Here is a 20638-nt window from a genome sequence, read left to right on the forward strand (position 1 = left end):
GGGCAGGCGGATCAGGGCCGCGCGTGTTTGAGTGGAGCGCAGCGGAGCGAGTTTGCGCGGACCCCGCCTGTCGCGAGCAGCGCAGGGAAGCCCGAAGGGCCGGTGACGTCGGCCGGTCCAGGGCATACCGCCCGCCATCGCCGCCCCGAATCGACGACGTGCGGAGAGGAAATATGAACCTCTCCAAGCCCTTCGTAGAGCGCCCCATCGCCACGATGCTCCTGACCATAGGCATCGCCCTGGCAGGCATCGTCGCCTTCTTCGTGCTGCCGGTCTCGCCGCTGCCGCAGGTCGACTATCCGACCATCTCGGTGCAGGCCAGCCTGGCGGGCGCCAGTCCGAGCACCATGGCCTCGAGCGTCGCCACGCCGCTGGAGCGAAGGCTCGGCATCATCCCGGGCGTCAACGAGCTGACCTCGACCAGTTCCAATGGCTCGGCCCGCGTCACGCTGCAGTTCGACCTCAGCCGCAACATCGACAGCGCCGCGCGCGAGGTGCAGGCCGCGATCAACGCCGCCCGCGCCGACTTGCCGGCCACGCTGCGCAGCAACCCGACCTACCGCAAGCGCAACCCGACCGCGGCCCCGGTCGTGATCCTGGCGCTGACCTCGAAGACCCGCACGCCGGGCCAGATCTACGAGGCGGTCTCGAACATCGTGAGCCAGCGGCTGTCGCAGGTCGAGGGCGTCGGCGAGGTCGAGATCGGCGGCGGTTCGCTGCCTGCGGTGCGGGTCGAGCTCGAGCCCTTTGCACTGAACCGCTTCGGCATCAGCACAGAGGACGTGCGCGCCGCGATCCAGGCCAACAACGCCAACCGGCCGAAGGGCGCGATCGAGACCGCCGACCGCCGGCTCCAGATCTACACGCCGGCACCGGGGCGCTATGCCGCCGAGTATCGCGACATGGTGATCGCCTGGCGCAACAACGCCGCGGTGCGACTGGGCGACGTCGCCCGCGTGATCGACAGCGTCGAGAACACGCGCACGCTGGGCTTGTTCAACGGCGAACCCGCGGTGATCGTGCTGGTGACGCAGTCGCCCGGCGCCAACATCATCGAGACCGTCGATGGCGTGCGCGAACTGCTGCCCGAACTGCGCGCGCAGCTGCCGCAGGACATCGACGTCCAGGTGGCGTCCGACCGCACCAACACCATCCGCGCCTCGCTGCGCGAGATCGAGATCACGCTGATGATCTCGGTGGCGCTGGTCGTGCTGGTGGTGGGCCTGTTCCTGCGCAAGGCGCGCGCCACCATCGTGCCGGCCGTGGCGACCGTGGTCTCGCTGCTCGGCACCTTCGGCATCATGTACCTGCTGGGCTACAGCCTCAACAACCTGAGCCTGATGGCGCTCACCGTCGCCACCGGCTTCGTCGTCGACGACGCGATCGTGGTGCTCGAGAACACCACCCGCCACGTCGAGGCCGGCATGAACCGCGTCGAGGCCGCGCTGCGCGGCGCCCGCGAGGTCGGCTTCACGGTGCTGTCGATCAGCCTGTCGCTGGTGGCGGTGTTCATCCCGCTGCTGTTCATGGGCGGCCAGGTCGGCCGGCTGTTTCGCGAATTCGCGGTCACGCTGTCGGCCTCGGTGCTGATCTCGCTGGTGATCTCGCTCACCACCACGCCGATGCTGTGCGCCATGCTGCTGCGCAGCGAGGCCGATGAAGCCAAGGGCAAGCCGCCCGGGCGCCTGCGCGCCTGGTTCGGCCGTGTCGGCGAGCGGGCCTGGAACGGCACGCTGCGCACCTACGCCCACAGCCTCGACTGGGCCCTGGCCAGCAAGGGCGTGGTCGTGGTGGTGCTGCTGGCGGTGATCGGCCTCAACGTCTATCTGTTCAACGCCATCCCCAAGGGCTACTTCCCGCAGCAGGACAACGGCCAGCTCAATGCCGGGCTGCGCGCCGACCAGAGCATCTCGTCGGCGGCCATCGCCGACAAGCTGCGCCAGGCGGTGGACATCATCCGCAAGGACCCGGCGGTCGACACGGTGGTCGGGTTCTCGGGCGGGGGACGCTCGGGCGGCGGCTTCATGTTCGTCAACCTCAAGCCGGTGTCGCAGCGCACCGACAAGACCCAGGCGGTGATCGACCGCCTGCGCCCCCAGCTCAACCAGCTGACCGGCCTGCGCGTGTTCCTGAGCCCGGTGCAGGACCTGCGCATGGGCGGGCGCTCGAGCAACTCGAGCTACCAGTACACGCTCAAGAGCGACAACCTGGGTGACCTGCGCACCTGGTCGACCAAGCTCGCCAACCGGCTGCGCGACGAGACCGCGCTCACCGACGTCGACAGCGACGACGCGGACAACGGCGTCGAGACCTTCGTCGAGGTCGACCGCGATGCCGCCGCCCGGCTCGGCGTGAGTTCGTCCGCCGTCGACAGCGCGCTCTACAACGCTTTCGGACAGCGCTCGGTGGCGACCATCTACGACGAGCTCAACCAGTATTCGGTGGTGATGGAGTGGGCGCCGCGCTTCCAGCGCTCGCCGATCGTGCTGAAGGACCTGTACGTGCCGTCGACCTTGCAGACCAGCACCGACGCCAACGGCCAGGCGATCACCAGTTCGATCAAGAACACGACCGACGCCAACACCGGCACCTCGACCACGGTGTCGGCCAATCCGGCCCTGCGCACCGCGTCCACCGGGCAGCAGATCGCCACCGACACCACGCTGATGGTGCCGCTGTCGGCCTTCGCCAAGCTCAGCGAGCGGGCGGTGCCGACCTCGATCGACCACCAGGACACCGAGCTCGCCAGCACCGTGTCGTTCAGCCTGGCCGACGGCGTCAGCCTGTCGGACGCCAAGCGCATCGTGGCGCAGGCCGAGGCCGACATCGCGATGCCGATCAACGTGCGCGGCAGCTTCCAGGGCACAGCGCTGGCGGCCCAGCAGTCGCAGGGCCAGCAGTGGTTCCTGATCGTCGCGGCGCTGGTGGTGATCTACATCGTGCTCGGGGTGCTCTACGAAAGCCTGGTGCATCCGATCACCGTGCTGACCACGCTGCCCTCGGCCGGGGTCGGCGCGGTGCTGGCGCTCTTGATGTTCCGCATGGAGTTCTCGATCATCGCGCTGATCGGCGTCTTCCTCTTGATCGGCATCGTCAAGAAGAACGCGATCCTGATCATCGACTTCGCGCTCGAGGCCGAACGCTCGCGCGGGCTCAGCGCCGTGGAAGCGGTGCGCGAGGCCTGCCTGCTGCGCTTCCGTCCGATCCTGATGACCACGCTGGCGGCCGCCCTCGGTGCGCTGCCGCTGGCGATCGGCTTTGGGCTGGGCTCGGAGCTGCGCCAGCCGCTGGGCGTCGCGATCATCGGCGGGCTGATCGCCAGCCAGCTGCTGACCCTCCTGACCACGCCGGTAGTCTACGTGCTGCTCGACAAGCTGCGCCGGCGGCCCGCCAACGAAAAGTCCCTGAGCCGCGGCGCGGATTCCGCCCCGCCCGGCACGCCCGATATCGCCTTGAACCCATGATTGCAGCCTCACGTCCTTTCCCCCGCCTTCCCCTGGCACTGGCCCTGGCGGCGTTGCTGGCCGGCTGCGCCGTCGGCCCGGCCTACGAACGGCCGCCGGTGGCGGCGCCGGCCGCCTGGAAGTCGGCCCCGGCCGCCGCCGGCTGGCAACCCGCGGCACCGGCCGATGCCTTCGACCGGGGCGAGTGGTGGAAGCTCTTCGGCGACCCCACGCTCGATGACCTTGCGGCGCGCGTCCAGATCTCGAACCAGAACATTGCCGCCGCGGTCGCCAACTATGCGCAGGCCCAGGCACTGGTGCGCGGCCAGCGCGCCGCGCTGTTCCCGCAGGTCACGCTCGACGGCAGCGCGCGCCGTACCGGGGGCCGCGACATCTCGGCCGCCACCGCCTCCGCGGCCGCGCTGGGCGTCGACTGGCAGCCGGATGTCTGGGGCCGCCTGCGCCAGGCGGTCGACAGCGCGCAGGCCAACGCACAGGCCAGCGAGGCCGACCTGGCGGCGGCGCGCCTGTCGGCCGTGGGCGACCTCGCCACCAACTACTTCTCGCTGCGCGAAGCCGATGCCGAACTGCAGATCCTCGACGACACGCTCGAGGGCTACCTGCGCAGCCTGCAGATCACGCGCAACCGCTATGCCGCCAGCATCGCCGCCCAGAGCGACGTGCTGCAGGCCGAGACGCTGTACTCGAACACCCAGGCCGAGCGCGCGGCGCTGAAGCGCAACCGCGATGCGCTCGAGCATGCGATCGCGGTGCTGGTCGGGGTCGCGCCGGCCGACTTCAGCCTGCCGGTGGCCCAGTGGAAGATGACGGTGCCCGGCGTGCCTGCGGAGCTGCCGTCGACCTTGCTCGAGCGCCGGCCCGACATCGCGGCGGCCGAGCGCCAGGTGGCGGCGGCGAACGCGCAGATCGGCATCGCGCGCTCGGCCTACTACCCGAACTTCAGCCTGAGCGGCGGCATCAGCACCAGCGCATCGCGCATCGGCGACCTGTTCAATGCCTCGAACACGCTGTGGTCGCTCGGCCTGTCGGTCGCGCAGGTGGTGTTCGACGGCGGCGCGATCGGCGCCAGCGTCGATGCCGCCAAGGCCGGCCACGAGGCCACGGTGGCGCGCTACCGCCAGACCGTGCTGGCCGCCTTCCAGAGCGTCGAGGACCAGCTGACCGCGGGCGGCAGCCTGGCGCAGCAGGAGGACCTGCGCCGCCAGAGCTCGGCCGCGGCCGACCGCACCGAGCAGCAGTTCCTGAACCGCTACCGGGCCGGCACCATCGACTACACCAGCGTGGTGGTGGCGCAGGTGTCGGCGCTCAACAGCCGGCGCGCGCTGCTGCAGGTGCAGGTCAACCGGCAGGTGGCCGCCATCACGCTGATCCAGTCGCTGGGTGGCGGCTGGCACGCCGAGTGGATGGCGCCGGCGCCGCAGCCGGTCGCCGCGGCCGCGCTGCCCAAGTCATGATTCAGGCGCCGCGCAGCCGCGGCGGCTGCAGGTAGGCGCCGGACTCGAACAACTGGGTTTCGGCCTGGTCGATGCGCTTCACGACCGGCTTGCCGGCGCGGCTCGCGAGGAGCTCCAGCAGCGCTTCGGCCAGCGCCGTGCCGGCCGCGACCGAGGGAAAGAACGACGGGCTCTGGATCGCGAACAGCAAGGTCTCGTCGGCCAGCAGCGACAGCGGCGAGGCCGCGCTGTCGGTCAGCGCCAGCACCTTGCAGCCCGCCGCCCGGGCGGCCTCGGCCACCTGCAGCGCCTCGCGCGAATAGGGGGCGAAGCTGGCGACGACCAGCGCATCGCCCTTGCTCATCGCGCGCTGCTGCATCTCCAGCGAGCCGCCCTGGCCGTCGATCAGCTGCACGCTGGTGCGGAACATCCGGTACACGTAGACGAACGAGAAGGCGATCGGGAAGCAGGCCCTGAAGCCGGCGGCATGCACCGTGGCCGCCTTTTCGAGCAGGGCGCAAGCCTTCTGCAACGAGGCGGCGCTCTGCCGTTGCGTCGCCTCTAGGTTGCGGCGCTGCACCTCGAACATCTCCTCGACCAGGCCGCGGTCGGTCGCCCGGCCGACCAGCGTGCGGGCCCGCTCGCCGTAGGCCTCCGGCCCGAGCCCCATCTCCGACGCCACCGCTTCCTTGAACTGCGGCCAGCCGGCATAGCCCAGGTGCTGGGCGAAGCGCACCAGCGTGGCGGGGGTGCCGCCCGAGCGCGTGCCGATCGTGCGCATCGAATGAGTGACCACGTCATTGGGGTGGTCGAGCACGTACCTGGCCACCTGCTGCAGAGCGGGGCTCAGGCCGGCGAAGCGCTGGCGGAGATCGTCCTTGACGCCCATGGAAGTCCTGTCGTGGTTTGGAACGAATGTACCGGATGGAACGGAGGTGTTCCAGAATCCCTTGACGGAACAAATGTTCCAAACAATAATTCATTTGGTACATTAGTTCCATTCAGCCGACGCCATGACGCACGTCTTCCACCGCCATCTCCGCCACACCCCGCCGGTCGCCATTGCCGCGAGCGGCATGACGATCCGCGACGCCGCCGGCCGCGACTACCTCGACGCCTCCGGCGGCGCAGCGGTCTCCTCGCTGGGCCATGGGCATCCGGACGTGATCGCCGCGATGCACGCGCAGGTCGATCGCCTGGCTTATGCCCACACCAGCTTCTTCACCACCGAGGTGGCGGAGCAGTTGGCCGACGAGCTGATCGGCGGCGCGCCCGAGGGCATGAGCCATGTCTACCTGGTGAGCGGGGGCTCCGAGGCGGTCGAGTCGGCGCTCAAGATGGCGCGCCAGTATTTCGTCGAGATCGGCCAGCCGCAGCGCACCCACTTCATCGCCCGCCGCCAGAGTTACCACGGCAACACGCTGGGGGCGCTGGCCGTCGGCGGCAACGCCTGGCGGCGCGAGCCCTTCGCGCCGATCCTGGTGCCGGCCACGCACGTCTCTCCCTGCTATCCGTACCGCGAGCAGCACGAAGGCGAGAGCGCCGATCAGTACGGCGTGCGGCTCGCGGCCGAGCTCGAGGCGGCGATCCTGGCGCAGGGCGCCGACCGCGTGATCGCCTTCGTCGCCGAGACCGTCGGCGGCGCCACCGCCGGCGTGCTGACGCCGGTGCCGGGCTACTTCAAGGCCGTTCGCGAGGTCTGTGACCGCCATGGCGTGCTGCTGATCCTCGACGAGGTGATGTGCGGCATGGGCCGCTGCGGCACGCTGTACGCCTGCGAGCAGGAGGGCGTGGTGCCCGACCTGGTGACGGTCGCCAAGGGCCTGGGCGGCGGCTACCAGCCGATCGGCGCCGTGCTCGCGCAGCGCCGCATCGTCGAGGCGATGTCGCAGGGCAGCGGTTTCTTCCAGCATGGCCACACCTACCTCGGTCATCCGGTGGCTTGCGCGGCCGCACTGGCGGTGCAGCGGGTGATCCGGCGCGACGGCCTGCTGGCCAAGGTGCGGGATGACGGCGAAGCCTTCGGCGCGATGCTGCGCGAGGCGCTCGGCGACCATCCGCACGTGGGCGACATCCGCGGCCGAGGCTTCTTCTGGGGCGTCGAGCTGGTGGCCGAACGGGCCACCAAGTCGCCGTTCGCGCCGGGGTTGAAGCTGCACGCCCGGATCAAGAACGACGCGATGGCGCGCGGCCTGCTGTGCTATCCCTTCGGCGGCACGGTCGACGGCCGGCAGGGCGACCACGTGCTGCTGGCGCCGCCCTTCATTGCCACCCGGCAGGATCTGCAGGAGATCGCGACGCGGCTGGCCGGCGCGATCGACAGCGTCACGCGCGCCGCGCTGCGCTGACGCGCTGCAACGAATTCCCCCTTCGCCTTCACCCACCTGTTTCGAGGAGTTGCTCCATGGCCTTCGCTCGCCTGTCCCCGTTCGCCTTCGCCGCCTTGATGGCGGCCTGCACGCTGCTGCCGCTCACGACCGCCCAGGCCCAGGAGGGCGGCACGCTGGCCAAGGTCAAGGCCAGCGGCGCCATCACCGTCGGCTACCGCGAGTCGTCCTTCGGTTTTTCGTACCTCGATGCCAGCCTGAAACCGGTGGGCTACAGCATCGACATCTGCATGCGGATCGTCGACGCCATCAAGACCGAGCTCCGGATGCCGAGCCTGGAGGTCCGCTACCAGGCCGTGACCTCGGCCAACCGGATCCCGCTGGTGGCCAACGGCACGGTCGACATCGAATGCGGCTCGACCACCAACCTGGTCGAGCGGCAGAAGCAGGTGGCGTTCTCGCCCGACATCTTCCGCTACAACGTGCGCATGCTGGTGAAGGCCGATTCGGGCATCAGGGACATCGCCGACCTGCAGGGCAAGACGGTCGTCACCACCACGGGCACGACCTCGTTCCGGCTGCTGCGCGAGGCCGACAAGGGCAAGAACCTCGAGGTCACGAACGTCGCGGCGAAGGACCACACCGAGTCCTTCCTGCTGGTCGAGAACGGCCGCGCTCAGGCTTTCGTGCTGGACGACATCCTGCTGGCGGGCCAGATCGCCAACGCCCGCAGCCCGAAGGACTTCAGGATCACCGGCGAAAGCCTGCGCACCGAGAACCAGTCGCTGATGCTGCGCAAGGACGATCCCGAATTCAAGGCGCTGGTGGACCGCGTGGTCGGTGGCATGATGAAATCGGGCGAGATGGAAAAGCTCTACAACCGCTGGTTCATGTCGCCCATTCCGCCGAAGAACATCAACATCAACTACCCGCTCAACGCCGAGACCCGGGACGCTTTCGCGAATCCGTCGTCGAAGGGGATCTGAGCACCGCCGATGACCCGTATCGCACTCATCCACGCCCTGGCGCATTCGGTCGCGCCGATCAACGAAGCGCTGGCGCGCGAATGGCCCGAGGCCTTGCGCACGAACCTGCTCGACGACAGCCTGTCGGGCGATCTCGCTCGCGGCGGGCGCGGGCTCGACGAGGCCATGCACGAGCGCTTCCAGCGGCTGGCGCAGTATGCGGTCGACTGCGGCGCGCAAGGCATCCTCTTCACCTGCTCGGCCTTCGGTCCGTGCATCGAGGCGGTGGCGCGGCGCCACGCCGGCATGCCGGTGCTGAAGCCCAACGAGGCGATGATCGAGGAGGCCGCGGCCGGCGCCGGCACGCTGGGCCTGATCGCGAGCTTCGGGCCCACGCTCGAATCGATGCCGCCCGAATTCCCGCCCGGCGTGGCGCTCGAACTGGCGCTGGCCGAGGGCGCGCTCGAGGCCCTGAATGCCGGCGACGGCGAGCAGCACGATGCGCTGGTCGCCGCCCAGGCCAGGGGGCTGCGCGCGCGCGGCTGCACCCGCATCGCGTTGGCGCAGTTCAGCCTGGCGCGCGCCCGGGCGGCCTGCGAAGCGGCGTCGGGGCTGCCGGTGTTGACCACCGTCGACAGTGCGGTGCGCGCCCTGCGGCGGCGACTGGAAACGCGATGAACCCGCTGCTCGACAACATCGCCTGGAACACGCTCTCGGGCCCGCACGCCGGCTTCGCCACCGGCACCGACCGCGCCCGCCGCTACGCGCCCGGCTTTTCTCCGATCGTCGGGTTCGCGAATGCCGGCCATCCCGAGCTCGACGACCTGACACCGTTCTGCGCCCCCGGCGATCACTTCTACTGCATGGACTGGTCCGGCAGCGCACCCGCGGGCTGGCGCATCGATCTGGACTCGACCATGTTCAGGATGGTGTGGCAGGGCGCGATGCCGGACGACGACCCGGCTCTCGATGCCACGTCCTTGCGGCCGGAACATGCGGCCCAGGCGGTCGAACTGGCCGCGCTGACCCGCCCCGGGCCCTTCGGCCCGCGGACACCCGAGCTCGGCGACTACTTCGGCTGCTTCGAGGGCGACCGCCTGATCGCGATGGCCGGCGAACGCATGTGCGCCGGCACGCTGCGCGAGATCAGCGGCATCTGCACCCATCCCGACTACCAGGGGCGCGGCCTGGCGCGCCGGCTGGCCGCGAAGCTGATTCGCCGCCAGCTGCAGCGAGGCGAGACCCCGTTCCTGCATGTCATGCGTGACAACGAAGGCGCCCATGGGCTTTACCAGCGGATGGGCTTCAAGGACCATCGCGAGGTGGTGGTGCGCGTCATCTCGCCGTGTTGATCTGAACGGAACCTGACCGCCGCGATCGCGATAATCGACGCTCTTTCAAGGAGCGCGCGTGGATATCGTTTTGCTGGCCAAGGCCGCCATCATGGGCATCGTCGAGGGCCTGACCGAATTTCTTCCGATCTCGTCGACCGGCCATCTGATCCTCGCCGGTTCGCTGCTCGGCTTCGACGACGACAAGGCCAAGGTCTTCGACATCGCGATCCAGACCGGTGCCATCTTCGCGGTGGTGCTGGTCTTCTGGCACAAGATCCACTCGACCGTCGTGGCGCTGCCGCGCCAGCCGAAGGCGCGGCGCTTCGCGCTCAACGTGCTGATCGCCTTTCTGCCGGCGGTGGTGCTGGGCCTGCTGTTCGGCAAGGCCATCAAGGCCCACCTGTTCACGCCGACCGTGGTGGCGAGCACCTTCATCATCGGCGGCTTCATCATCCTGTGGGCCGAGCGGCGACCGCCGGGCTCGGTGCGGATCGAGAACGTCGACGACATGACGCCCTGGGATGCGCTCAAGGTCGGCCTGGTGCAGTGCTTCGCGATGATCCCCGGCACCAGCCGAAGCGGCTCGACCATCATCGGCGGCATGCTGCTCGGGCTGTCGCGCAAGGCGGCGACCGACTTCTCCTTCTTCCTCGCGATCCCGACCCTGATCGGTGCCGGCGCCTACAGCCTCTACAAGGAGCGCGCGCTGTTGTCGGTGGCCGACATCCCGTTGTTCGCGGTCGGCCTGGTGTTCTCGTTCGTGAGCGCATGGCTGTGCGTGCGCTGGCTGCTGCGCTACATCAGCACGCACGATTTCGTGCCTTTCGCCTGGTACCGGATCGCCTTCGGGATCGTGGTGCTGGCGACCGCGTGGAGCGGCGTCGTCACCTGGGCCGACTGAACGCCGGCAAGGGCTCAGTGCGGCGACGAGAGCTTCATCAGAACGATGCCGCAGACGATCAGTGCGCCGGCGGCGATCCGCATGAGGCTGGCCTGCTCGCCGAGTACCAGGATGCCGACCACGAAGGCGCCGACCGCGCCGATGCCGGTCCAGATCGTGTAGGCGGTACCGAGCGGCAGCGAGCGCATCGAGATCGACAGCAAGCCGAAGCTCGCGATCATGAGGACCAGCGTGAGGGCCGTGGGCCACGGGCGGCTGAAGCCCTCGGAGAGCTTCATCGAATAGGCCCATGCCACTTCGAGAATGCCGGCGATGACGAGATAGATCCAGGCCATGTGTCCCTCACTTCAAGAAAAAGCCGGGCCGTCCCGAATTGATTCCACTCGTCCGGGAGGTCGTCCTCCCGATGGGGCGGGATGATGGCAAGGGACCGCGGCGGTGCCGGCCGCCGCCGACGCGTCAGAGCAGGTTGCGCAGCGCCGCCTCGACCGCCGCGGCGGTGGCGATCGGCTTTTCCATCGGAAACAGGTGGGTGCCGTCGAGCATCATGATCCGCCCCTTGGTGACCTGCTGGGTCATCGCCATGCCGACCCGCTTCATCTCGACCGACTGGCGGCCGCCGACGAAGGCCGCGCGGCACTTCAGCGGATGGGCGCGCAGCAGGGCGCCCAGGTTGTGCGGGATGGTGTCGTAGATCGCGGTCTCGACATCGCGGTCGAAACTCAAGGCGCGTGAACTGGCCCCCACGCTCGGCACTGACGTGTCCTCGCTGCCGCCCGCGGGGGCCCTCGCGCCTTGGGGCGGCCCGGCGTCGCTCGCATCGTCGAGATCGAAGGTGCCGTGCTCGATGTAGTCGCGCAGCACGCGTTCGTCCCACTTGGCGAAGGCCTTCTTGCTGCGGAAATGCTCGAACACCGCCTCGCGGTGCTCCCAGGTGTTCCTGCGCTTGCGGCTGATCATGCCGGGGGACACGCTCTTCATCAGCGGCGTGCGCTTCATGAGGTTGATCGTGCCGGCGCGCCAGCCGCCGATCAGCGGCGAATCGAGCAGCACCACGCCGCGGGCGAGCGCCGGATGCAGGGCGGCGCACATCAGGCTCAGGAAACCGCCGAGCGAATGGCCGACCAGCAGCACCGGGGCGCCGGCCCGGTCGGCCCGCGCCTGCGCGAAGTCCGCCAGCTGCTGCACCAGGTGTGGCCAGTTGTCGGTGACCGGGTACTTGGGGTCATGGCCGAATTTCTCGACCGCATCGACGTCGAAGCCGCGGTTGCGCAGGCTGTCGAGCATCACGCGGTAGGTGCTCGCGGGAAAGCTGTTCCCGTGCGAGAAGATGACTGGAGGAAGCATGGCAAGGGGGCACCGGCGGGCGGCGCCGGGCACGGTCAGATCAGCTTTTCTTCGGGCGTCGAGATCTTGCGCAGCGGGCTGTGCCGCGTGGCCGGCATCTTCAGCGGATGCTCGGTGTAGGCGTCGTCCCAGACCGGGTCCTCGATGCTGTCGAACACCTCGCGCAGCTTCTGGCCCCAGCTGTTGTGCATCATCCGGTAGTAGGGGTTGTCGGCGTCGATGCAGATCACCTTGTCGGTGCGCAGGGTGTTGGCCTCGTACACCACCAGGTCGAGCGGCAGGCCGACCGACAGGTTCGACTTCATGGTCGAGTCCATCGACACCAGCGCGCACTTGGCGGCTTCGTCGAGCGGGGTCTCGGGGGTCAGCACGCGGTCGAGCACCGGCTTGCCGTACTTCGACTCGCCGACCTGGAAGTAGGGCGTCTCGGTGGTCGCCTCGATGAAATTGCCGGCCGCGTAGACCAGGAACAGGCGCATGCCCTCGCCCTTGACCTGGCCGCCGAAAATGAAGGAGACATTGAAGTCCAGCCCGGCGTGCTTGAGCGCCTCGGCATCGCGGTCGTACACGTGGCGCACGGCCGAGCCGAGCACGCGGGCGGCGTCGAACATGCTCTTGGCGTTCCAGATGGTGATCGGCGGGCTTTCCTCGCCGTTCTCCTTGGTTTCGCGCAGCTCTTCGATCTGGAGGATTTCCCGCACCGACTGCGAGATGCTCAGGTTGCCGGCCGACAGCAGCACCATGACGCGGTCGCCGGGCTGCTCGTAGACGATCATCTTGCGGAAGGTGCTGATGTGGTCCACGCCCGCATTGGTGCGCGAATCGGACAGGAACACCAGTCCGGCGTTGAGTTTGATGCCGACACAGTAGGTCATGAGTTCTTCTTGCACGAATCGAGCCATCAGCCCTGCTCGCGCATCTGGAGTTTCTTCAGTGTGTAGAGGGCCTCGAGCGCTTCGCGCGGGCTCATCGCATCGGGGTCGATCGCACTCAGCGCGGATTCTACGGCGCTCGCCAGCGGCGCCTCGGCCGCCGGCGGCGGCGCGAACAGATCGACCTGGGCGCGGGTCTGGGTCTGCTGCGATTCCAGGGCCTCCAGCGCCTGCCGCGCGTGGTTGACCACCGCCGCCGGCATGCCGGCCAGCCGCGCCACCTGGATGCCGTAGCTCTTGCTGGCCGGGCCGGGCTGCATCTCGTGCAGGAAGACGATGTCGCGGCCGGCCTCGGTGGCGCTCACGTGCATGTTGACCGCGCCGTGGTGGCTGGCCGGGAATTCGGTGAGCTCGAAATAGTGGGTCGCGAAGAGCGTGAAGGCGCGCGTGCGGTCGTGCAGCTGGGCGGCGATGCCGGCCGCCAGCGCCAGCCCGTCGAAGGTGCTGGTGCCGCGGCCGATCTCGTCCATGAGCACCAGCGAGTGGGCGGTGGCGCCGTGCAGGATCTGCGCCGCCTCGGTCATCTCGAGCATGAAGGTCGACTGTGCGTTGGCCAGGTCGTCGGCCGCGCCGATGCGGGTGTGGATGGCGTCGATCGGCCCGAGCCTGCAGGCCGCGGCCGGCACGTGCGAGCCGATGGACGCCAGCAGCACGATGATCGCGACCTGCCGCATGTAGGTCGACTTGCCGCCCATGTTGGGGCCGGTGATGACCTGCATGCGCTGCTGGGGGCCGAGGCGGGTGTCGTTGGCGATGAACGCGCCCGAAGATTTCTCGGCCAGCCGGGCTTCGACCACCGGATGGCGGCCCTGTTCGATCTCGATGCAGGGATGGGCGACGAAACTCGGCGCCCGCCAGTGCAGTGCATGCGAGCGCTCGGCCAGTGCGCAGAGGGCGTCGAGCGTGGCGATGGCGCCGGCCAGCCGGGTCAGCGCGGCCACCGACGGCTGGAGGGCGTGGAGCAGCTGCTCGTAGAGCCACTTCTCGCGCGCCAGTGCGCGGTCCTGCGCCGACAGCGCCTTGTCCTCGAAGGCCTTGAGCTCGGGCGTGATGAAGCGCTCGGCGTTCTTCAGTGTCTGGCGCCGGCGGTAGTTGTCGGGCACCTTGGCCAGCGCGCTCTGCGTGACCTCGATGTAGAAGCCGTGCACGCGATTGAACTGCACCCGCAGATTGCTGATGCCGGTGCGCTCGCGTTCGCTGGCCTCGAGCTGGAGCAGAAAGTCGTCGCAGTTCTCGCTGATGGCGCGCAGCTCATCGAGCTCGGCATCGTGGCCGCTGGCGATCACGCCGCCGTCGCGGACCAGCGCCGAGGGCTCCGGAGTGATCGCGGCGACCAGCAGTTCGGCGCAGCCGGAGGGTGGCGCCAGCTGGTCGGCCAGTTGCGCCAGCAGCGCCGATGCACCGGGCAGGGCGGGTGCCAGCTGCCCGGCCTTGGCCAGCGCCATCCGCAGGGCCAGCAGCTCGCGCGGGCGCACCTGCCTGAGCGAGATGCGGGCCGCGATGCGTTCGACGTCGCTGGTGTTCTTGAGCTGGTCGCGCAGGGTGCGCCAGGGGGCCGCGGTGCCACCGGGCGGCGGGGCCTGCAGCGCGGCGATCGCTTCGAGCCGCGACTGGGCCGCGCCGCGGTCGCGTCGGGGCGCCAGCAGCCAGCGCTTGAGCAGCCGGCTGCCCATCCCGGTCATGCAGGTGTCGAGCAGCGAGAACAGGGTGGGCGACTCTTCGCCGCGCAGGGTCTGGACCAGCTCGAGATTGCGCCGGGTGGTCGGCGGCAGTTCGATCAGTTCGCCGTCGCGCTCGACCGCCAGCCGCTGCACGTGCGCCAGCGCCCGGCCCTGGGTGTGCTCGGCATAGCCCAGCAGCGCGGCGGCGGCGGCATGGGCGTTGGCGAGCGATTCGGCATTCCAGGCCGCCAGGTTGGTGCTGCCCATCTGCTCGCACAGCTTGCGCTCGCCGAGGCCGCCGTCGAACTGCCAGGCCGGCCGCAGCGACAGGGTGAAGGGGGTGGCGCCGCGCGCTGCCTTCAGGCGTTGCTCGAAGGCGGGCGTGACCTCGGCGCTGTAGAGCAGTTCGCTCGGTGCGATCCGTGCGATCCAGGCTTCGAGGGCGTCGGACGGGCATTCGGCGAGCCGCAGCTCGGCACCCGTGACGCTGAGCCAGGCCAGGCCGCAGAAGTTGCGCGCACCCGCATGCACGGCCAGCAGCAGCGATTCGCTCTTGTCGTTGAGCAGTTCGGCATCGGTCAGCGTGCCCGGCGTGACCACCCGCACCACCTTGCGCTCCACCGGTCCCTTGCTGGCGCCGACTTCGCCGACCTGCTCGCAGATGGCGACCGATTCGCCGAGTTTGATCAGGCGGCCCAGGTAGGTATCGACAGCGTGAAAGGGCACGCCGCACATCACGACCGGCTGGCCGGCCGATTGGCCGCGCTGGGTCAGCGTGATGTCGAGCAATCGCGCGGCCTTCTCGGCGTCGGCGTAGAACAGCTCGTAGAAGTCGCCCATCCGGTAGAACAGAAGGGTGTCGGGGTGGTCGGCCTTGAGGCCGAGGTACTGCGCCATCATGGGCGTGTGACCGGACAGGTCAGGCTTCGCAGGCGCGCGATGGGCAAGGCCTTTTTGCGCTATCCCTTTGATTTCAATAGGGATATCACGGTCTTCGACGATCTGGTTCAACTTGCGGGCACCTAACAAAACTTGGCCGTTGCAGCCGGGCCCGCACATTATGGTGGACGGTTGTCCGGGCCTCGGCTCGGCCAGGGACTGCTCGCCGGGGATTCCTGCGCTGATCCGGCGCCTGCCGGCGCGCCGGCCTCTTCAGCCTTGCATCGCCGACCGGGCCGCGTCGGCGAGGAAGCGGCTGCGGTTGGTGTTGTGCGTCCGCGTGTAAGCGTCGATCTTGGCCAGCAGGCGGCCCGGCAGCGTGATGTTGATCTTCTCTGCCTTGCCTTCGTAGCGCGTCACGTCCACTTCCACGACGCCCCATGTCCAGCCCGCGTACTCGGGGTCTGCCATGTGCGCGGCCATCGGCTTCAGCGCAGGGATCTCGGCGCCGTCCTCGGCCAACGCCTCCAGAAAGGCGTCGATCGCTTCCTTCGCGTGGTCGAAGGCTTCCTCCAGCGTGTCTCCCGCCGAGAAGCACCCGGGCAGGTCGGGCACGGCCACGCCGAAGGCCGTCTTGTCGGTCCCTGGCTCGATGGCAATGAGGAATTTCATGATGGACTCCTTTACTTCAACCCGGCCTGCTTGAGCAGCTTCTGGACAAGGCCGATGCCCAGGTCTTTCTTCGGATGCGGCACAGTGATGTGACCCGGCTTGCCAGGGTGGTTGAACACGTGGTGGCTGCCGCGCACCGAGCGAAGCGACCAGCCATCGGCTACGAGCTTCGATGATGGCTGCGCTGCGCATGGTGGTTATTATAACCACCAGAGTCTGTCGATGGTCACCACAAGCCGGCACGGACACGCCGAGGCCCGACTCGTGCGCACAATCTGTATCAATTGCACCGCCAGCGCCATTTCGCGAGGGGCCGGAGAATCTACAGATGAACGACAAAAGCGATTTCGGATTGATCGGCCTGGCCGTCATGGGCCAGAACCTGGTGCTGAACGTGGAAAGCCACGGCTTCCAGGTCAGCGTCTACAACCGCACCGAGGCCACCACCGAGGCCTTCGTCGCCGCCAACCCCGGCAAGAAGCTGGTCGGCGCCAAGACGCTCGAGGACTTCGTCCAGAGCCTGGCTCGGCCGCGCAAGATCCAGATCATGGTGAAGGCCGGCGCACCGGTCGACCAGGTGATCGAGCAACTCATCCCGCTGCTCGACAAGGACGACATCGTCATCGACGGCGGCAACAGCCTCTACACCGACACCGAGCGCCGCGATGCCTACCTCGCGGGCAAGGGCCTGCGCTTCATCGGCGCCGGCGTGTCGGGCGGCGAGGAAGGAGCGCGCAAGGGGCCGTCGATCATGCCGGGCGGACCGCTCTCCACCTGGGAAGTGATGAAGCCGATCTTCGAGAGCATCGCGGCCAAGGTGGACGGCGAGCCTTGCGTGATCCACATCGGGCCGGGCGGCGCCGGGCACTACGTCAAGATGGTCCACAACGGGATCGAATACGGCGACATGCAGCTCATCTGCGAGGCCTACAGCCTGTTCAAGGCGGCCGGCTTCACGACCGACGAGATGGCCGCGATCTTCGATGAATGGAACGAGGGCGAGCTGCAAAGCTATCTGATCCAGATCACCGCCAAGGCGCTCGGACAGAAAGACCCGGAGACCGGCAAGCCGATCGTCGACGTCATTCTCGACAAGGCCGGCCAGAAGGGCACCGGCCAGTGGACGCTGATCAATGCCGCCGAGAACGCGGTGGTCATCAGCACCATCAACGCCGCCGTCGAGGCCCGCGTGCTGTCGTCGCAGAAGAAGCAGCGCGTGGCGGCCAGCCGGCTCCTTCAGGGCCCGAAGATCGCGCTGTCGCTGGAAAAGAAGGCGCTGGTGGCCAAGGTCCACGATGCGCTCTATGCGTCGAAGGTCATCAGCTACACCCAGGGCTTCGATCTCATCAAGACCATGGGCGACAAGAAGGACTGGGGCCTCGACCTCGGCCGCATCGCGGCGATCTGGCGCGGCGGCTGCATCATCCGGGCGCGATTCCTGAACCGCATCACCGACGCCTTTCGCACCGACCCCGCGCTCGGCAACCTGATGCTCGACCCCTTCTTCAAGGACCTGCTGAACCGCACCCAGCAGAACTGGCGCGAAGTGGTCGCGCTAGCGGTCGGCAACGGCATCCCGGTGCCTGCGTTCAGCGCCTCGCTGGCCTACTACGACAGCTACCGCACCGAGCGTCTGCCGGCGAACCTGCTGCAGGCGCAGCGCGACTTCTTCGGTGCCCACACCTACGAGCGGACCGACCAGCCCGAAGGCCGGTTCTTCCATACCGAATGGCCCGAGGTGATCGGCTGAGCCTGCGGCTCTAAGCCGAATTGCGCCAGATGCGGCCGATCACGACCTGGTTGTTCAATGTGAAGTCGTTGTAGGCGTCCAGTTCTTCCTGCGAGCGGTTCGCACGCCGGAGCGCGTCCGCGACCTCCCGGGCGTTGGTTTCGTGCCGCGCGTACAGCGTGCGCAGCGTTTCCACCGGCAATGACTGCAGAAGACTTTCGAGCAGGACGTTGCCGGCGATGAACTGGCCACGCAACTGCGCGAGCGACATCTCGTTCTTCACGTCGATCCCCTTCAAGAGTAGGTGGCTCGGGCCGGTGACATTTTGCTTCGGAATGAACGCGGCGAGGGTCGGCCTTTTGCGCTACCTTCCGGGTCATGAGCAAGAAGTCCGCCCGCCGTGAATACCTCCAGGCCGTCGCCGAGTTCGACGCCGGCTGCGAGCGCTTCGCGCGTGGCATGGCCCGGATCCTCGAGACGCCTCTGCCGACGGCAGTGAGCCTCGTTCAGCAGCTGGGGCCGAGGAAGCCGGCGAAGCGGGCGCCGCGGTCCGAGCCGGCGGGCGCCGGCGGCATCCGCAGGGCCTGACGAGCCACTCCCAAGAAATGATGAGGCAAGGCACGAGGGCTGCAGTAAGCTGCCGGCGTGAAGCAACTCCAACCACTCCTTCTTTTCGGTGCCGTCGTCTTCGCTGGCCTTGCCTGGTCGGCGGAGCCTTCGACCCCACCGGCGACCCAATCCAAACGGGCCTGCCACTGGGACCGGCAGACCGGCCGGATGATCTGCCAGCGGACCCGCGTACCCGGCACCGGCGCGCCGCCGCCGGTGGCGGAGCCGAAGCCCCAGCAAGGCGGCACGCCCTGACGGCCTGCAGGAGGCGCAGAGTCGGCTGAAGGTTGCCGCTCAGGCCTGGCCGCGCCGGCGGCGGGCCACGCGGACAGCCTCGACCCAGGTGTCGATGTTGAAGCGCTGGCCCGATTCGGCGATGCGCGCCGAGGCGATGCGGTGCAGCGGCAAACGCCGCGTGTCGCCCGGCAGTTCGCCGTGGCCGACGATGATCTTCTTCTGAAGGTCGAGCTGGTCGACCTGCAGGATGCACTCGATCTTCCGGTCCTGGCCATCGAAGTACCGGACCCGGATGCGCGGCGTCTCGTCGACGATCGCGTGTTCGCCCTTGCCCTGGATGAACCACTCGGGCAGCGTGTCGGGCACCGAGTCGCCCGAGGGGTTGGTCCCGCCGCGCACGGTCGGGATTTCCAGCGGCACATGGCCGGAACGAACCCTCGCGGCCTCGATGCGGCGTTCCATTTCGCGGCGACCAGCGACCCGTCGCCATGCCCACATCAGGGCCAACAGCAGCGCGCCAGTCAGCACGGCGATCAATATCTGCCAGTGCGCAGGTCCGGTGCTCATCGGTTCAACTCCCTCGGCGCACGCGCCGCCTAATTCCAAAGTACTCAGTTTCTTGAATTTTGGGACCATGAGCCGTCATCGTCAAACGGCTGCGCGGCATAGCGCGTTTGGGGGAGAGCCGCCGGCGCTCAGTCCTCGTGGGTGTCGTGCGTGGCGGCGGCGCCGCGGCGCCAGTAGCCGGCCGCCTTGACCCATTTCGGGTGGGCGCCGCGCTCGCCCACGAGATGGGCGCGAAGCGCCTTGGCGGCGCTGGACTCGCAGGCCACCCAGGCGTGGAAGTCACCTTCGGGCAGGGTCAGGCGGCGCAGTGCATCGAGCAGCGGCGATCCGGTGCCCGGCTCCGCGCCGCGGCGGTGCACCCACTGGAGGTCGAGGGCGGCCTGGGTGTCGAAGGAGATTTCGTCGGCTTCGCTGTCGACTTCGGCCAGCACCACGGCGCGCGCGCCGGCGGGCAGTTCGGCCAGCCGGCGCGAGATCGCGGGCAGCGCCGTGTCGTCGCCGATCAGCAGGTGCCAGTCGAAGGCGGTCGGGATGATGAAGGAGCCGCGCGGGCCGCCGACGCCGACCACGTCGCCGGGCCGGGCCGCTTCGGCCCATTGCGTGGCCGGACCGGCATCGTGCAGCGCGAAGTCGATCTCGAGCGTGCCGGCCTGGGCATCGTGGCGGCGCGGCGTGTAGTCGCGCATGGCCGGCTTCGGGCCGGGCGGCCAGACCGGGCCTTCGGGGCCGGTCGTGGGCACCGTGAGTTGGCCGGTCGCGGCATCGGGAAAGAAGACCTTGGCGTGGTCGTCGAAGCCCGGGCTCGTGAAGCCGGCGAGCTCGTCGCCGCCGAGCGTGATCCGGATCAGGTGCGGCGTGAGGCGCTGCACGCGACGGACTTCGAGCTTGCGGAAGCGCAGGTCGTGGCGCAAGCGGCGAGGCAGACGGTCGGGGGTGGACGAAGCGATGGAGGTGTCGTTCATGAGGTTCCGATGCGATCGAGTTGTTGGGCGGCGTGGTCGAGCACCGCGGCGAATTCGTGGGCCTGTTGTTCGGTGAGGGGGGCGCCGGCGAGGCGCAGCCGCATCGCCAGCTTGAGGTTCTCGATGGCGCGAACGACCTGTGGCGGACGGCCGGCGCGCGGGCCGGCACCGTCGACGCCGCCGGCCATGCGGGCCATCATCTCGTCGACGGTCGCGCGATGGGCGGCGAGGTAGTCGAGGCCGCCCGCGGTGACGCTGTAGCGCTTGCGCCCGCCGCCGTCGGCGGCATCGACGCTGACACAGCCCAGTTCCTCGAGCAGTGTCAGGGTCGGGTAGACGATGCCGGGGCTGGGACTGTAGCGGCCGCCGAGGCGCTCTTCGATGGCCTTGATCAGTTCATAGCCGTGGCTCGGCTTGTCAGCGATCAGCTGCAGCAGCACGAAGCGCAACCCGCCGTGGCCGAAGATCCGGCCGCCGCCGCGCCCGCCGCGGTGTTCGCCCGCTTCGGCCCGGCCGCCGCCGCCGAGCCCGTCGGCGTGTTCAGCGCGCCGGCTGCCGTGTAGAAAGTGTCTGCAATCTCGCATGGTGTGTCCTTGAATTCGTTATCTATTTTAGAAAA

General features: G+C 68.7%; 20 protein-coding genes. 9 read left to right on the forward strand and 11 right to left on the reverse strand.

What is annotated here, in order from left to right:
• The first annotated feature begins 173 nt into the window (after window positions 1–173).
• Together AC1DF3_RS22640 and AC1DF3_RS22645 are read left to right on the forward strand one after the other, a co-directional pair.
• Complete coding sequence (locus AC1DF3_RS22640) at window positions 174–3464, forward strand: efflux RND transporter permease subunit (protein WP_478140907.1); 3291 nt, start codon at window positions 174–176, stop codon at window positions 3462–3464.
• Window positions 3461–4918 carry an efflux transporter outer membrane subunit gene (locus AC1DF3_RS22645; RefSeq protein WP_478140908.1) on the forward strand — a complete coding sequence of 486 codons (1458 nt, stop codon included), beginning with the start codon at window positions 3461–3463 and terminating at the stop codon, window positions 4916–4918. The genes AC1DF3_RS22640 and AC1DF3_RS22645 overlap by 4 nt, the downstream gene beginning before the upstream one ends.
• A 1-nt stretch (window position 4919) precedes the next feature.
• On the opposite strand, the gene AC1DF3_RS22650 is transcribed toward AC1DF3_RS22645, so the two are convergent.
• Complete coding sequence (locus tag AC1DF3_RS22650; RefSeq protein ID WP_286531344.1) at window positions 4920–5786, reverse strand: MurR/RpiR family transcriptional regulator; 867 nt, start codon at window positions 5784–5786, stop codon at window positions 4920–4922.
• 124 nt (window positions 5787–5910) lie between these two features.
• On the opposite strand from AC1DF3_RS22650, the gene AC1DF3_RS22655 reads away from it, so the two are divergent.
• The 5 genes from AC1DF3_RS22655 to AC1DF3_RS22675 are packed head-to-tail and all read left to right on the forward strand — an operon-like array spanning window position 5911 to window position 10424.
• On the forward strand, window positions 5911–7245 hold the full coding sequence (locus AC1DF3_RS22655) for an aspartate aminotransferase family protein (protein ID WP_286531347.1): 1335 nt from the start codon (window positions 5911–5913) through the stop codon (window positions 7243–7245).
• Window positions 7246–7301: 56 nt separating this feature from the next.
• Window positions 7302–8210, forward strand: a complete 909-nt coding sequence (locus AC1DF3_RS22660) for a transporter substrate-binding domain-containing protein (RefSeq protein WP_286531350.1) — start codon at window positions 7302–7304, stop codon at window positions 8208–8210.
• A gap of 9 nt (window positions 8211–8219) precedes the next feature.
• Window positions 8220–8867, forward strand: a complete 648-nt coding sequence (locus tag AC1DF3_RS22665) for an aspartate/glutamate racemase family protein (RefSeq protein ID WP_286531352.1) — start codon at window positions 8220–8222, stop codon at window positions 8865–8867.
• Window positions 8864–9541: a GNAT family N-acetyltransferase gene (locus AC1DF3_RS22670; protein ID WP_286531353.1), complete on the forward strand. Its 678-nt coding sequence runs from the start codon at window positions 8864–8866 to the stop codon at window positions 9539–9541. The genes AC1DF3_RS22665 and AC1DF3_RS22670 overlap by 4 nt, the downstream gene beginning before the upstream one ends.
• A gap of 58 nt (window positions 9542–9599) precedes the next feature.
• Window positions 9600–10424 (forward strand): undecaprenyl-diphosphate phosphatase, encoded by an 825-nt coding sequence (locus tag AC1DF3_RS22675; RefSeq protein WP_286531354.1) that lies wholly within the window; start codon window positions 9600–9602, stop codon window positions 10422–10424.
• Between the two features lie 14 nt (window positions 10425–10438).
• On the opposite strand, the gene AC1DF3_RS22680 is transcribed toward AC1DF3_RS22675, so the two are convergent.
• The 6 genes from AC1DF3_RS22680 to AC1DF3_RS22705 all read right to left on the reverse strand — a co-directional run bounded on the left by AC1DF3_RS22680 (window position 10439) and on the right by AC1DF3_RS22705 (window position 16052).
• A complete protein-coding gene (locus AC1DF3_RS22680; RefSeq protein WP_478140909.1) occupies window positions 10439–10759 on the reverse strand; it encodes a DMT family transporter in 321 nt (106 codons plus the stop codon).
• Between the two features lie 124 nt (window positions 10760–10883).
• The gene (locus AC1DF3_RS22685) at window positions 10884–11771 is read right to left on the reverse strand and encodes an alpha/beta hydrolase (RefSeq protein WP_286531357.1); all 888 of its coding nucleotides are present in this window, start codon (window positions 11769–11771) and stop codon (window positions 10884–10886) included.
• Between the two features lie 35 nt (window positions 11772–11806).
• Window positions 11807–12646 carry a proteasome-type protease gene (locus AC1DF3_RS22690; protein WP_286522766.1) on the reverse strand — a complete coding sequence of 280 codons (840 nt, stop codon included), beginning with the start codon at window positions 12644–12646 and terminating at the stop codon, window positions 11807–11809.
• Between the two features lie 26 nt (window positions 12647–12672).
• The gene (gene mutS / locus AC1DF3_RS22695) at window positions 12673–15264 is read right to left on the reverse strand and encodes a DNA mismatch repair protein MutS (protein ID WP_478140910.1); all 2592 of its coding nucleotides are present in this window, start codon (window positions 15262–15264) and stop codon (window positions 12673–12675) included.
• 252 nt (window positions 15265–15516) lie between these two features.
• Window positions 15517–15915, reverse strand: coding sequence for a type II toxin-antitoxin system HicB family antitoxin (locus AC1DF3_RS22700; protein ID WP_286531362.1), 399 nt, complete (start codon window positions 15913–15915; stop codon window positions 15517–15519).
• A gap of 11 nt (window positions 15916–15926) precedes the next feature.
• Complete coding sequence (locus AC1DF3_RS22705) at window positions 15927–16052, reverse strand: type II toxin-antitoxin system HicA family toxin (RefSeq protein ID WP_478140911.1); 126 nt, start codon at window positions 16050–16052, stop codon at window positions 15927–15929.
• A gap of 191 nt (window positions 16053–16243) precedes the next feature.
• Between AC1DF3_RS22705 and gnd the strand changes: the two genes are divergently transcribed.
• The gene (gene gnd, locus AC1DF3_RS22710; RefSeq protein ID WP_478140912.1) at window positions 16244–17665 is read left to right on the forward strand and encodes a decarboxylating NADP(+)-dependent phosphogluconate dehydrogenase; all 1422 of its coding nucleotides are present in this window, start codon (window positions 16244–16246) and stop codon (window positions 17663–17665) included.
• A 10-nt stretch (window positions 17666–17675) separates the two neighbouring features.
• On the opposite strand, the gene AC1DF3_RS22715 is transcribed toward gnd, so the two are convergent.
• On the reverse strand, window positions 17676–17927 hold the full coding sequence (locus tag AC1DF3_RS22715) for a hypothetical protein (RefSeq protein ID WP_478140913.1): 252 nt from the start codon (window positions 17925–17927) through the stop codon (window positions 17676–17678).
• 95 nt (window positions 17928–18022) lie between these two features.
• Here AC1DF3_RS22715 and AC1DF3_RS22720 point away from each other — a divergent pair, with 95 nt between their 5' ends.
• The gene (locus AC1DF3_RS22720) at window positions 18023–18232 is read left to right on the forward strand and encodes a hypothetical protein (RefSeq protein WP_286531369.1); all 210 of its coding nucleotides are present in this window, start codon (window positions 18023–18025) and stop codon (window positions 18230–18232) included.
• Window positions 18233–18547: 315 nt separating this feature from the next.
• Here the strand turns inward: AC1DF3_RS22720 and AC1DF3_RS22725 are convergent, their stop codons facing one another.
• From AC1DF3_RS22725 to AC1DF3_RS22735, 3 genes are all read right to left on the reverse strand, one after another.
• Complete coding sequence (locus AC1DF3_RS22725) at window positions 18548–19057, reverse strand: hypothetical protein (RefSeq protein WP_286531370.1); 510 nt, start codon at window positions 19055–19057, stop codon at window positions 18548–18550.
• 128 nt (window positions 19058–19185) lie between these two features.
• The gene (locus AC1DF3_RS22730; protein ID WP_286531372.1) at window positions 19186–20019 is read right to left on the reverse strand and encodes a siderophore-interacting protein; all 834 of its coding nucleotides are present in this window, start codon (window positions 20017–20019) and stop codon (window positions 19186–19188) included.
• Window positions 20016–20603, reverse strand: a complete 588-nt coding sequence (locus tag AC1DF3_RS22735) for a PadR family transcriptional regulator (RefSeq protein WP_286531374.1) — start codon at window positions 20601–20603, stop codon at window positions 20016–20018. Before AC1DF3_RS22735 ends, AC1DF3_RS22730 begins: the two co-directional genes overlap by 4 nt.
• Window positions 20604–20638: the final 35 nt, after the last annotated feature.

Source organism: Variovorax sp. 10N432, from assembly GCF_056394465.1.

Bases quoted from the DNA above. Each gene is read 5' to 3' on its own strand.
- AC1DF3_RS22665 (WP_286531352.1), top strand. From the start codon at position 8,220: ATGACCCGTATCGCACTCATCCACGCCCTGGCGCATTCGGTCGCGCCG.
- AC1DF3_RS22680 (WP_478140909.1), bottom strand. From the start codon at position 10,759: ATGGCCTGGATCTATCTCGTCATCGCCGGCATTCTCGAAGTGGCATGG.
- AC1DF3_RS22730 (WP_286531372.1), bottom strand. From the start codon at position 20,019: ATGAACGACACCTCCATCGCTTCGTCCACCCCCGACCGTCTGCCTCGC.
- gnd (WP_478140912.1), top strand. From the start codon at position 16,244: ATGAACGACAAAAGCGATTTCGGATTGATCGGCCTGGCCGTCATGGGC.
- AC1DF3_RS22650 (WP_286531344.1), bottom strand. From the start codon at position 5,786: ATGGGCGTCAAGGACGATCTCCGCCAGCGCTTCGCCGGCCTGAGCCCC.
- AC1DF3_RS22670 (WP_286531353.1), top strand. From the start codon at position 8,864: ATGAACCCGCTGCTCGACAACATCGCCTGGAACACGCTCTCGGGCCCG.
- AC1DF3_RS22720 (WP_286531369.1), top strand. From the start codon at position 18,023: ATGAGCAAGAAGTCCGCCCGCCGTGAATACCTCCAGGCCGTCGCCGAG.
- AC1DF3_RS22640 (WP_478140907.1), top strand. From the start codon at position 174: ATGAACCTCTCCAAGCCCTTCGTAGAGCGCCCCATCGCCACGATGCTC.
- AC1DF3_RS22655 (WP_286531347.1), top strand. From the start codon at position 5,911: ATGACGCACGTCTTCCACCGCCATCTCCGCCACACCCCGCCGGTCGCC.
- AC1DF3_RS22660 (WP_286531350.1), top strand. From the start codon at position 7,302: ATGGCCTTCGCTCGCCTGTCCCCGTTCGCCTTCGCCGCCTTGATGGCG.
- AC1DF3_RS22690 (WP_286522766.1), bottom strand. From the start codon at position 12,646: ATGACCTACTGTGTCGGCATCAAACTCAACGCCGGACTGGTGTTCCTG.
- AC1DF3_RS22725 (WP_286531370.1), bottom strand. From the start codon at position 19,057: ATGAGCACCGGACCTGCGCACTGGCAGATATTGATCGCCGTGCTGACT.
- AC1DF3_RS22685 (WP_286531357.1), bottom strand. From the start codon at position 11,771: ATGCTTCCTCCAGTCATCTTCTCGCACGGGAACAGCTTTCCCGCGAGC.
- mutS (WP_478140910.1), bottom strand. From the start codon at position 15,264: ATGATGGCGCAGTACCTCGGCCTCAAGGCCGACCACCCCGACACCCTT.
- AC1DF3_RS22645 (WP_478140908.1), top strand. From the start codon at position 3,461: ATGATTGCAGCCTCACGTCCTTTCCCCCGCCTTCCCCTGGCACTGGCC.
- AC1DF3_RS22700 (WP_286531362.1), bottom strand. From the start codon at position 15,915: ATGAAATTCCTCATTGCCATCGAGCCAGGGACCGACAAGACGGCCTTC.
- AC1DF3_RS22735 (WP_286531374.1), bottom strand. From the start codon at position 20,603: ATGCGAGATTGCAGACACTTTCTACACGGCAGCCGGCGCGCTGAACAC.